The following is a 12,336-nucleotide window of genomic DNA, read 5'->3' as shown; positions in this document are numbered from 1 at the left end:
GGTTTTTCTTCATGATTTTAAAAGTATTGAAAATGTGAATTAATGAATTACAACTCTTAATTATATGATCTCATGTTGGGTTTCCTTGCGTCAACCCAACCTACGCAAAATTGGCATTTAATAAATCTTCGATCGCACTAGTTTCAGTTGGTAATGCAGCGGTTAAAACTTCACTCCCTGATTCTGTAACTAAGACATCATCTTCAATGCGAATGCCTCGCACATCTGCAAACTGTTCTAAACGTTCCCAATTGACTAAATATTGATATTGAGAACGAGTTTTTGGATCATTTAAAATTGCCGAAACTTGATAAAATCCTGGTTCAATTGTTACTAACATTCCTGGACGTAAGGGACGATTTAATCGTAAATAACTTAAACCAAAACGGCTACTTCTGCTTCTGCCCTGATCATAACCGGCAATGTCTCCCAAATCTTCCATATCATGAACATCTAAACCTAAAAGATGTCCAATTCCGTGAGGAAAAAATAAAGCATGAAGATCCATTTTTACCAAATCTTCTGGTTTACCTTGCAAAATTCCTAAATCTACTAAACCTTCAGCAATTATAGTGGCTGCTAACAGATGAATTTCTGCATATTCTACACCAGGGACTATGTTTTGAATACAAGCATCATGGGCAGCTAAAACAATATCATAAATGTCTTTTTGGGTTGATGAAAACTTACCAGAAACAGGCCAGGTGCGGGTAATATCAGCCGCCCAACCTGTCTGGGTTTCCGCACCCACGTCGGCTAAAAGTAAATCTCCTGGCTGGAGAGAGTGGTAATAATGATTATTGTGTAAAACTTCACCATGAACTGTAACGATGCTGGTGTAAGCAGTGGTCATGTTCTCAGCCATAATTACTGCTTCCATTGCGGCGCGGACTTCTGATTCTTGTTTAGCTGAAGATGTTGCTGCCATTCCTGCCTTGTGTGCTGTTACACTCACGACCGCTGCTTTACGTAATTCTATCAATGCTGCTGCATCATGGGTAAGCCGCAGAGAAACAATGGCTTTCGCTAGTTCTAAATCAATGCCTTCCAGTTGAGTTTTTGGTAAAATGAATCTATCTAAAAGTTGGGTTTGCTGTGTCCAAGTAGTTGCATCTTGTACTGGCAAGGTCGCCACGTCTTCTAAGTAATTTGCTAATTCTGCCATTGTTTTGGCTTCATCTGCGCCTATTTTGGCGGCAATTTCTTCACGATTTGGGGTTTCTCCATGCCAGAGGGCGCTACTGGGGTGGGGGTCATCTATAAATAGTTGTAGGTTGCCACTTTCTAGGCGAATGGCGGCATTTTGGAGAGGAATTCCGGCGAAATAAAGGAAATGGCTATTGGCGCGGTGGGGGAAGGTATTGGCGGGGAAGTTGCGGGGACTGCTACTACCTGACCAGAGAACGGCGGGTAAGTCTATGATTTCTGCGAGTTTTTGGCGACGGTGACGGAGAATTTCTGGGAGGTTTGTGTACATAGGAGAATTAGATTTTAGTCTCACGCAAAGGCGCAAAGACGCAAAGGTAAGAGTTTTAAAGGTTCAATTTGGGAATTTCATACCTCAATATGGCTACGCCACGCAGGCTATCAGCAACACTAAATTATGTGATTACTTCAAAGGAATGAATTTCTAAAACGGAACCAATCATTGCTGCTGTCATTAAGTCTTCTCGGACTTTTCCGGTAATTTTGGCTTTTTGTCCGGCTTTTAGTAAGGTTTTATCGGAACTTTTGGGGATTTCGTAGGTAACACCATCTTCGGTTACGAAAGCCCAAGCACCAAGTCCAATATTTCGACGTTCGATAGTACCAGTGGTTGTAATAGTCATTTGTTAGTTGTCAGTTGTCAGTTGTCAGTTGGTTAGCAATGGGTAATACAGAACTTGCCGGTGTTATGAGGTACAAGAACCCCACCCCCAACCCCCTCCCCGCAAGCGAGGAGGGGGCTATGATTACCAATTATCTAATTAAGCAATTTGTCCGTCTTTTTTTAATGCTAACCGGGCTAGTCCGTAGCAAAGTAAAGCATTGACGAGGAGGAAGATTCGGGCGAGGTTACTATTTCCTAAACCCCAAACGGCTGGATCATAAATAGCGCTAACTGTGAGGAAAGCTGTTATTCCTAAAGTTGCACCAATAGCAAACCATTTCCAACTAGGATGTCCTAAAAATAAGGCTATTAACACAAAGGGAATTAGGACGCTGGCAAAAAGTGGATTTAGTGCGTCTGTTCCCTGTAAGGTGTTGCCTAATTCGGGAATGGAACTACCTAAAATTCGGAAAGGCCATTGGGGAAGATCAAAGATATAAAATCCTTTGAGGAAGAATAAACCAGAACTGCCGAAAATTAAGCCGCTAGATAGAGACCAACTCCAGGCGAAGGGGAAGTAGGTTCGTAAAAACCAAGCCAGGAGGTAAGAGCCTACTACCATGAATATTTTAGGGACTAAAGCGATCGCTCCGCCATCTATCCAAAAGCCAGGATTTAGATAGCCTTGTTCTCGTAACCACCGGAAAAAGTCGGGAACACTAATTATGCCGTCGCTGGCTAATTTAACCGCTGCGTTGGCGTTGAGTTGTCCAGCCCCATAATAGTTCAAACCGTCGTCTTGAATGACTCTAGCTGACTGTTGGAGAACTTGCAAAATTTCGTCGGGTTCTTTGATTCCCAAGGCTTTGATTAGTGCCGCTACCCCCGCAACGTGGGGAGAAGCCATACTTGTGCCTTGGAGTCCGAGAAATACGCCTTCACCTTGTTCATTGATAGTTTCTTGGAGAATTGTCCCGGTTTCACTCCCTCCAGGGGCAGAAATATCTACACCTGCACCATAGTTAGAATAGGATGCTCTTTCACCGTCGGGTCCAAAGGCGGAAACACCGATAACATGATCATAACGGGCGGGATAGCTCACGCCGTTGGTGTCTTCATTGCCGGCGGCGGCGATAATGGTTACACCTTTGTTGTGGGCGTATTTAATGGCATCTTCCATGAGTTGGCTGGCACCACCACCACCTAAGCTCATGTTAATGATGTCTGCGCCGTTATCAGCCGCAAATTTGATGGCTTCGGCAATGTCGGCTACTGTTCCTGAACCGTCGGCATTTAAGACTTTTAAGGGCATCAGACTGGCTTCATAAGCCACTCCAGCGACACCATAGGCGTTATTGGTGGCTTGGGCGACTGTGCCGGCGACGTGAGTTCCGTGTCCGTTATCGTCTTTGGCTGCTTCTGTATCGTTAACAAAATCGTAGCCTTTGACAAATTTGGTTTCATATAAGTCGCGGACTTTGGTAATACCCGTATCAATGACGGCAACGGTAATGCCACTACCTTTACTCCGTGTCCAAGCCGCTTCTATACCGATTTTGTGTAAGTTCCACTGTTTGCTGTAATACTGGTCATTGGGACTAATTAAGGAAGAATTTGGTTCTTCCTTTTGGGGCGTTAACAGTTCTCCTAACCAAGTGGCTTTTCCTTGGGGGACAATTTTATAAATGTAATTTGGCTCGATAAATTCTGTAACTTTGGCAAAGGGCGATTTCCGTAAATCTGTGAGTGTTTGGCGATCGCCTTTGATAACATATACATGATCTGTCGCTGAATATTTATTATCCAATTGGGGGGTAACATGATATTGCCTAGCGATCGCTTGTAAGTCCTTCTCAATCACACTTTCTGCCACATCTTCCCGAAAATCCAGCAAAATTGTCTCAAACTCACCTTTGGTTGCTAGTCCCTGAAAATTCAGAAACCCAAATATAGCAGCAGCCAGTCCAATCACAAACAAGCACAATAATATAAGTTTTTTCATCACCGCTTCTTGTCAGTTTGCTCACTACCATAACTCATATAGTAGGTAACAGGGAATAGAGAATAATTATCAAGATGGTTATTTGTCTACAAAATAGTTAAATTGCTATATTGTAAAATAGTATTTGGTGGATTTTAGAAAAAATTCTATCTTCTTACCTATTTTCTCATGAAATTAACGACGCTCCTCTCACAGAGGCATTAAGAATTATTATGGAACGTGGTCTTTTTTGGTTGCCTTTGTTAGTTGCATTTTTCTGGTTAGCTTGGCAAGGTTCACAGGAATTTAAGAAACTTCAAGCTTATCAAATTTGGGCAGAACAATTTGAACGGGCAAAGTATGATATTTATGCAGTATTAGCTCAAAAAGGTAATGATATCACTTGGGGAAAACCAACCACAAAAGGACCCATTGAATTAGAAACTTTTTCCTTATTGGACGTTCAAGAAATCCGCTTTTTAGTCAATGATCATGTAGTAGATATAGAAAATCCTCCCCAAAAAGGTCGCAAAATCGAATTAGAGTTTTTATTAACTACTCCTAAATCAATTCGTGTCCCGTTTACAGAAGTTCCCCTAGCAGCAGAATGGGGTAAATTTTTGCAAAGGACATTGAAGAATTTACAGATAGAAATAACCTAAGGGAACACCAAAAAATAAATTACCCAATTTTGTGGGATGGGCATCCTGCCTGTCCTTGATGATTAGCAGGCAATTCGTCCCGCACCACAAGAAATTTTTGGGTATTTTTTTAATTGGAAGTCCCTAAGAGAACTCCACAGAAAAGATGAACTGCTTGCTTCCCTACGAGGGAATGGGGGTTTCAAAGCATCTCCCCGCACCTCTACCTAACCCTCTCCTAAGAGGCTATCATGTACACACAAGTTAAATTACCCCCATTAATCCCCCCGATGCTTTGGGGGGAAACCGGAAAAATTAGTTCCCTCCCCTTTACAAGGGGAGGGTTAGGGTGGGGTAATTTGAGGAATAATGGTGATTCGATAACTTGTGTGTACACCGTAGCTCCTAAGAGGAGAGGGAAAAGGAATAACATTTAATACTGGAGAGGTTTACCAGAGGGGTTTGTTTATACATTAAAAACTTTTCAAACACCCTCTAAGTATGGGCTGGGTTTCCCCGCCCCAGTTTCTATTCAGCGAAGCGAATTTTCAGATAATCATCTTCCATTTTTGCTCCTGCTGGTTGCAGTGCAGCTAAAGCTTGAGGTAATACTAAATTACGGCGATGATTGCCAATAGTAATATTTAACTCATCTCCAGTTTTACTTAATTGCACTTGGCTTTTGGGAATATTCGGTAAATAGAGTTCTAAGCTGTATTGGTTATTCTCTTGGACAACTCTGAGAGTAGTTTCTTTATAATAAACTTGAGTTGGATCTTCATCTTTGTAGAGAGTTTCCTTCAATCTTTCCAAAGCTGCCAAACCACACAATTCTTCAGAGTAGAGAGGAACTTCTTTCACTGGCAAAGGTAAGAAATTGTCATGAATTTCTTGGCGGTATTGTTCTTGATTTTCCTTCCACCTTTGGAAAAATGGATCTGTAACCTCTTGAGGAATAATCCGGTTAGCAATCACTAAATCTGTCGCTACATTATACAAACTCAAATAGGCATGAGCGCGAAGAGATTCTTTAATTACCATCTTTTCAGGATTGGTTACTAGACGCACAGAAGTTTGAGTATTGTCAGTCAAAACCTTTTCCAAAGCTTCGATTTGCTCATAAAATTCATAAGGTGCGTCCATTACCTCCTTATCTGGTAAAGAAAAACCAGCAATAGGTTTGAAAAAAGGTTCTACCAGTGGTCTGAGGGCAACGGAAATATTTTGAAACGGTTTGTAGAAACGACGCATATACCAACCGCCCACTTCAGGCAAGCTTAACAGCCGTAATGCTGTACCAGTAGGGGCAGAGTCAATAATTAAAACATCATATTCTCCGTCATCATAATGACGTTTCATTCTCACCAGTCCGAAAATTTCGTCCATACCCGGTAAGATTGCTAACTCTTGCGCTTGTATGCCGTCCAAACCTCTGGCTTGTAAAACTTGGGTAATGTAGCGTTTCACAGCCCCCCAATTACCTTCTAATTCTTGCAGGGCATCTAATTCTGCCCCCCACAAGTTAGGACGAACGAGACGGGCATCATGTCCTAATTCTACGTCAAAGCTATCTGCAAGGGAATGGGCGGGGTCTGTACTTAAAACTAATGTCCGATAGCCGAGTTCCGCACAACGGAGTCCAGTGGCTGCGGCAACGGAGGTTTTACCCACGCCACCTTTCCCTGTCATTAAAATTACTCGCATCAATTATTCCTTATGCCTGGATTTTATTTACATTTATTTACATTATGATGGTTTTTTCCCAGAAATGAAATGTTGCTTAATTACATCTAAGCGAGAACAGTGCCAATAATCAATATGGGAAACAATTAAACCCTCGGCATTCAGACGTAATTCACTCCAGCCAGAAACGGAAATATAGGGTTTCCAGGGTAATGGTGAATTCCAACTCATAGTCCATTCAGTTTTAATAATTTCTTCCTGAGATTGGATGTTATGTAAATCTAGTTTCAGATTGAAGAAAAAAGTTTGAATGAATTTAATCATCCATTTATAAAGTTCAATTCCCCGAAACTTGAAAACAGCATCTTGAAAATAAACATTGTCGGCATAAATGCTGTAAGTTTGATTTTCAGGAAATCTAGCATAATCGGCTTTGAGGGTTTCAATAATATTCATAAATTAAGAAAAGTAGGAGTTAGGAGAAAGAAAGAAGAAGTCAGACTGATTGATTCTGACTCGGTGAACTCTTCATCACTGATTTACAAAATTACCAATTACAGTTTGTAGCTTAACTCTAGCACAATCTCTTTCTTCTACAGGTAAACAGGATAAAGCAAATTCAAACTCATCTATCTTTTCAGTTAAGGCATTGACTAATTCTTGTTTACCTTCTTGTAGGCTAAGTTCGGATTTACCTAGATCAATTTCGACGGATTCTAAAGATCCTAAAGTTCCCACAATTAAACTATTTTTGCCATTTTGTTCTAAATCAAGTTGATCTTCTAATTCAGGGCTAATCATTTTTGATTTAGTAATTTCTAAAATCTCCTCAGTTGTACACTCTAAATCAGTTTGGGCTTCTCTTAATAGCTGTGCTGCTTCTTTCAGTTTTTCATTGGCTAGTTCTTCCATAATTTTTTTCTTCTCTAAAAGTAAAGATAATTCTTTTTGAGCGTCCAATAATTCTTGTTGCTGTTCAGCGATTTTAGCGGCTTGGCTTTTGATTTGATTTTGAATTTGTGCAAGTGTCATCATCAGCATTCCTTAAAAATTAATCGAGTATTTTTTGTGCATTTTTTCTCTTGTTGTTGTTTGTTATTTATTCACAAGTTAGAGATATTTGATCATCTTTCCCTGCTCAAGAATTTGGTGCGTTAAGCTACCGCTAACACACCCTACGGATATTTTGCATCAAACCGGATGTATATATAGCAGTTCTTAGCTGAGTGAAATACAAGAACCCCAACCCCCTCCCCGCAAGCAAGGAGGGGACTTATGATGTATTTCATTTAAGTACATACCGCTATATTTGGTTTTTGCCTACTTTAGACGGATTTTGGTAGATATTGACTACCCTACGCTACTTAAATATTGCTCAGAAATCATTGAGGATTCCTAGATATACTTAAAGAAATTGACAAACAATTGCTATGTATGCCTATATTAGAGTAAAAATATTACCATAACCACTCTCACTAAAATAACTTTCGGTTATGAAAAAAGCTGTCTACTGGATAATGGGTGAAAGGGCAGGAAGAACCATAGTTGGAACTTGGAACTGGTTATGGGGAATGCCTGTAGAGTCTGGTGGTAAGGTGGCTGTGGCAGTTGCTGAAGAGTCTCTTCAGTCAATGCAGGAAGCTGTTCAGAAATTGGCGGTTGCGGTTGCGGCTCAGGAAGGGGCTTATAAAACTGCCAAGAATAAATATGAGGCAAAAATTAAAGAATTTAATACCTTAGAGCAGCAAGCTATGGTTGCTCAAAAAGGTGGTAATGAAGAAGGTGCGCGAATGGCTATGAGTAAGGCGATTCAAACGGAGCAAATCTTGCCTAAACTAGCGGAAATGGTGAAACAGGCGGAAACGGCGGTCAAGGCTTCTAAGGATAAGCTGAACCGTGAGCGCATGAAGTTAGAAAGCTACAAAGCGGATATGCAAAATATGAAGGATATGTCAGAGGTGAATGAAGCTCTGGCGATGATTGCTAAGGTCAATAATGAGTTTGATATTGGCTCTGCTAAGAGTGATTTTGAAAAGGCTAAGGGGGCTGTGGAACGTCGAAATTTACAGACGGAAGCTTTGGCGGAATTATCGGAAAATCCTGCCGAAAAAATGCAAGCTGAGATTGAAAGTATGACATTAGATGACGAAGTTGCTCGTCGTTTGCAAAGATTACAAGATTCCCAATCTAAACAATTACCAGAATAATTAGGAATTTATGAGTCAGAGAAGCGGTCCACCTCCTATTGTGTTTATTTTGCTATTTTCAGGGCTTTTGGGTGGTGGTTACTGGTGGTTTTTTATGCGTAATCCTGCCCCAAATCCGACAGCTACGCAGCCAGAAAGTAATTCCCCTGCTGGTGAGACAACTACTCCCACTACTCCCACTTCTGCGGCTTTCCCGTTACCAACGACAGTAGCCAGTGGTACGACTGTAAAGATAGACGGTTCTACGAGTATGGTGACAATTAACCAAAATCTCAGGAAGGGGTTTGAGAAACAGTTTCCTGGTACGAAGGTAGAGGCTGTGGGGAATGGGACTGATAAGGGAATTCAGGATCTATTGGCTGGTAAAGTGGATATTGCGGCGGCTTCTAGACCTTTGACAGCACAGGAGCAAGGTCAGAAATTGAAGTCTGTCACCATAACACAAGATGCGATCGCTCTGATAGTCGGTAAGGCAAATCCCTTTAATAGAGGATTAACCAGTAGTCAAATTGCAGATATATTTCAGGGAAAAATTAATAATTGGTCAGCAGTGGGTGGTCTATCTGCGACTATCCGCGTCATTAATCGTCCAGCCATTAGTGGCACACATCAAACTTTTAAAGAATTAGTCTTAAAAGGAGCTAATTTCGGGACTACACCCAACATTACGACCTTACCCCAAGATGCGACCACTCCCTTAGTTCAAGCTTTGAAAACAGATGGTATCGGCTATGCGACTTTTGCTCAAGTTGCTAATCAGCAAACCGCGCGAGTCGTGGCTATTGAAGGCTTGACTCCAGAGGCGGCTAGTTATCCCTATAAGCGATCGCTGTATTATGTCTATAAAGACCCTGCTAGTGCTGGAGTGCAAGCATTTTTAGGTTATGCTACTTCACCTCAAGGACAACAGGCTTTAACATTAGGCAACTAATCTAGGAAAAATAAGCAGTTAGATTTAGGAGTTAGCGGTTAAAATGAGTTCTGACTCCTGAATTCTGACCGAAAAATTTTAGATTTTGGATTTTAGATTTTGGATTGGGAATTTTCGGTACAAGCCTCGCCCCTTCAGGGCGGAATTAATCCCAAAATCGCTAATCTAAAATCCCCAAGCTCCATACTTGAGGGTGGAGTAAATCCAAAATCCAAAATCGTAAATCCAAAATTGATTGACTTTTGTATTCTATTTTATTTATACTATCTTCTGTGACTAGAACTCGTGAACCCTTAATTAGTTTGGCACTGTATCACGCCTTTAAGTGGTCGGTGGTTAGTCCCGTATTACACGCATACTTTCGGGGCAAGATTTATGGCGCAGAAAATGTCCCCCAATCTGGTGCTGTCATAGTCGTTAGTAATCATGCTAGTTATTTTGACCCTCCCATAGTTTCTAGTTGTGTCCGTCGTCCCGTCGCGTACATGGCTAAGGAAGAATTATTTAAAGTTCCTGTTTTAGCACAAGCAATTAAATTATACGGCGCGTATCCTGTCAGTCGTGGCAGTGCTGACCGCAATGCAATTCGTTCTGCTTTAGAGTATTTAGCAAATGGTTGGGCTGTGGGTGTGTTTTTAGAAGGTACACGCACGAATGATGGTCGCATTCATGACCCGAAAAGAGGTGCAGCCCTCCTCGCAGCTAAGGCCAAAGCTCCTTTTTTACCGGTAAGTTTATGGGGAAGTGAGCAGATTTTACAACCGGGTTCTTCTCTACCCCGTTCTGTACCTTTGACTATTAGAATTGGTCAGTTAATTGATGCTCCCAGTTCTACTAATAAGGAAGAGTTGGAAAGAGTTACTCAAATGTGTGCGAAGGCAATTAATGAAATGCACGATTTGGGCAGGTAAAATTTATTAGATTGTCAGAATCAGGATGTCCAGGATTTGAGGATTTGCAGGATGTGATTGTTTAATTATTGGTTATTTATTTATGATGAGGATGAAGTAAGATGAGTCTCATCTATAAACCATCAAATAGCAATCCTGTAAATCCTTTAATCTTGTAAATCCTGATTCTGACAATTATTAGTTTCTCTATAATTCAAAGCTTATGAATAATTTTATATTGTAAAATCAAAATAATAACTAAAAAAGTGGGGAATTATGTCGGAGTTACGGGAAAAATTACAGCAAAATCTTGATGAAGCCGAATGGGAGTGGTTAATTCCCCATGTCCAAAAAGATGCGGTGATTTTGGTAGCGGAGAATTTGGATTTATTAGATGTGGGAGAAGCGATCGCTAGTGATAATATTCTTTCAGTGCAACATTGGATAGATGAACAATTATTAGCCAAACCGACAATAGATCAGGTGGGAGAATGGAATCTCAACCGTGAGAAGCGATTTAATGCTCTGATTGTTGAACCTTATGTCATCATCAAAGAAATAGCCACTGTCTAAAATACAGTCATTTTGAGATTTTATTCGGGAACTGCTAACAATAAATTATCCGGGGTTGCTGAATTGAGGTATGAAATTCCCAAATTGAACCTTTAAAACTCAAACCTCAGTGCGTCTTTGCGCCTTTGCGTGAGACTAAAATTCATCCTCTTAATCAGCAACGCCAATTATCCTATTTACCAATACAGAAACGGCTGAAAATCCGATCTAAAACTGATTCTGTAACTTCTTCTCCGGTGATTTCTCCTAATGCTTGAATTGCTCCTCTTAAGTCAATTGTCCAAAAATCTAAGGGTAATTTATCGGTGATTGTCATTTGCACTTGTGCTAAGTCAATCTTCGCTTTTGTTAAAGCTGCTGCTTGTCGTTGATTAATTGCTAAATCTAGATCAGCGGCTTGAACTTTTCCTTGTTGAACTGTTTCTAAAATCGCTGTTTCTAAATTATCAATTCCTTGATTTATGGCTGCGGCTGTGACGATTTTGGATTTTGGATTTTGGATTTTAGATTGTAAAGTTTCTTGTTCTGCTGTTGAAATCAAATCAATTTTATTAATGACTAAAATTACCGGGCGGTGTTTTACTTGTTCATAAATTTCTTGATCTGCGGGTGTCCAACCTGCGGCTGCATCTATGGTAAATAATACCAAATCAGCGTCATTAGCGGCACGATGCGATCGCTCTACACCGATTTTTTCAACTTGATCTGCTGTTTCCCGAATCCCGGCTGTATCTAGCACTTGGACAGGAATGCCGCCCACAACTAACTGTGATTCTATCACATCGCGGGTTGTTCCTGGTAAGTCGGTGACAATAGCGCGATCGCTCTGACTCCAAGCATTTAATAAACTCGATTTTCCCACGTTTGGTCGCCCAACTATCGCCACTTTTAAACCAGTTCGCAGTAATTCACCTTTGTCTTTTGTGGCTAATAATTTGCTAATTTCCGCTGTCACTTGCTCAATATCTGCAATAATTCTCTGCTGATCTAAAGGTGGTAAATCCTCCTCAAAATCAATTCTGGCTTCGATTTCTGCCAAAATATCTAAACAATTAGCCCGTAATTTGCGGATAGGTTGGGCTAATTTACCTTGTAATCCAGCTAGAGCCGTTTGAGCAGCTTGAGGTGATTTTGCTCCCACCAAATCGGCGATACTTTCCGCTTGGGTTAAGTCTAATCTACCATTTAAAAACGCTCTTAATGTAAATTCTCCCGGTTGAGCTAATCTTGCGCCATTTTCCAAACATAGTTGTAATACTTGTTGTACCGCCATAATTCCCCCATGACAATGGAATTCTACCACATCTTCACGGGTAAAAGAACGGGGGGCTTTCATTATTAATAATAAAGCCTCATCAATAATTTGCTTAGTTTGGGGTTGACGAATATAACCATAAAGAATCTGATGACTTGACCAAACTTGTCGCCCTGGGGCGTAAAATAGACTGTGAGCGATCGCCATTGCCAGATCACCGGAAACCCGGACAATACCCACACTACCCTGTTGAGGGACAACAGCAGTAGCGATCGCCGCAATAGTTCCAGTGTTAGCTAATAATTCCGACATGAACAGTTTTTCTACAAATTCAAAAACAGGCGATAAAGTGTAATATTAAACCA

General features: G+C 40.8%; 12 protein-coding genes. 5 read left to right on the top strand and 7 right to left on the bottom strand.

Going from position 1 to position 12,336, the window contains the following annotated elements; translation table 11 throughout:
- Positions 1–100: 100 nt before the first annotated feature.
- From AA650_RS10580 to AA650_RS10570, 3 genes are all read right to left on the bottom strand, one after another.
- The gene (locus AA650_RS10580; RefSeq protein WP_053538993.1) at positions 101–1,477 is read right to left on the bottom strand and encodes an aminopeptidase P family protein; all 1,377 of its coding nucleotides are present in this window, start codon (positions 1,475–1,477) and stop codon (positions 101–103) included.
- 124 nt (positions 1,478–1,601) lie between these two features.
- The gene (locus tag AA650_RS10575) at positions 1,602–1,829 is read right to left on the bottom strand and encodes a hypothetical protein (RefSeq protein WP_039199568.1); all 228 of its coding nucleotides are present in this window, start codon (positions 1,827–1,829) and stop codon (positions 1,602–1,604) included.
- 138 nt (positions 1,830–1,967) lie between these two features.
- Positions 1,968–3,812 (bottom strand): S8 family peptidase, encoded by a 1,845-nt coding sequence (locus AA650_RS10570; protein WP_053538992.1) that lies wholly within the window; start codon positions 3,810–3,812, stop codon positions 1,968–1,970.
- A 212-nt stretch (positions 3,813–4,024) separates the two neighbouring features.
- Here AA650_RS10570 and AA650_RS10565 point away from each other — a divergent pair, with 212 nt between their 5' ends.
- Entirely contained in the window at positions 4,025–4,453 is a 429-nt protein-coding gene (locus AA650_RS10565) for a hypothetical protein (protein WP_053538991.1), read from the top strand.
- 507 nt (positions 4,454–4,960) lie between these two features.
- Here the strand turns inward: AA650_RS10565 and AA650_RS10560 are convergent.
- The 3 genes from AA650_RS10560 to AA650_RS10550 form a co-directional block, all read right to left on the bottom strand.
- Positions 4,961–6,136, bottom strand: coding sequence for a TRC40/GET3/ArsA family transport-energizing ATPase (locus AA650_RS10560; RefSeq protein WP_053538990.1), 1,176 nt, complete (start codon positions 6,134–6,136; stop codon positions 4,961–4,963).
- Positions 6,137–6,178: 42 nt separating this feature from the next.
- Positions 6,179–6,571, bottom strand: a complete 393-nt coding sequence (locus AA650_RS10555) for a DUF2358 domain-containing protein (RefSeq protein WP_053538989.1) — start codon at positions 6,569–6,571, stop codon at positions 6,179–6,181.
- A 75-nt stretch (positions 6,572–6,646) separates the two neighbouring features.
- Positions 6,647–7,150, bottom strand: a complete 504-nt coding sequence (locus tag AA650_RS10550) for a hypothetical protein (RefSeq protein WP_168636048.1) — start codon at positions 7,148–7,150, stop codon at positions 6,647–6,649.
- Between the two features lie 458 nt (positions 7,151–7,608).
- On the opposite strand from AA650_RS10550, the gene AA650_RS10545 reads away from it, so the two are divergent.
- From AA650_RS10545 to AA650_RS10530, 4 genes are all read left to right on the top strand, one after another.
- Positions 7,609–8,322, top strand: coding sequence for a PspA/IM30 family protein (locus tag AA650_RS10545; RefSeq protein WP_053538987.1), 714 nt, complete (start codon positions 7,609–7,611; stop codon positions 8,320–8,322).
- 10 nt (positions 8,323–8,332) lie between these two features.
- The gene (locus tag AA650_RS10540; protein WP_053538986.1) at positions 8,333–9,253 is read left to right on the top strand and encodes a phosphate ABC transporter substrate-binding protein; all 921 of its coding nucleotides are present in this window, start codon (positions 8,333–8,335) and stop codon (positions 9,251–9,253) included.
- Positions 9,254–9,525: 272 nt separating this feature from the next.
- Positions 9,526–10,164, top strand: a complete 639-nt coding sequence (locus AA650_RS10535; RefSeq protein WP_039202124.1) for a lysophospholipid acyltransferase family protein — start codon at positions 9,526–9,528, stop codon at positions 10,162–10,164.
- Between the two features lie 255 nt (positions 10,165–10,419).
- A complete protein-coding gene (locus AA650_RS10530) occupies positions 10,420–10,716 on the top strand; it encodes a DUF2288 domain-containing protein (protein WP_053538985.1) in 297 nt (98 codons plus the stop codon).
- Positions 10,717–10,888: 172 nt separating this feature from the next.
- Here the strand turns inward: AA650_RS10530 and mnmE are convergent, their stop codons facing one another.
- A complete protein-coding gene (gene mnmE / locus AA650_RS10525; RefSeq protein WP_053538984.1) occupies positions 10,889–12,283 on the bottom strand; it encodes a tRNA uridine-5-carboxymethylaminomethyl(34) synthesis GTPase MnmE in 1,395 nt (464 codons plus the stop codon).
- Positions 12,284–12,336 lie beyond the last annotated feature (53 nt).

It is taken from the genome of Anabaena sp. WA102, from assembly GCF_001277295.1.
GTDB lineage: Bacteria > Cyanobacteriota > Cyanobacteriia > Cyanobacteriales > Nostocaceae > Dolichospermum > Dolichospermum heterosporum.
Note: the sequence above shows the minus strand (reverse complement) of the source record. Positions and strands in the feature narration are given on the sequence as shown.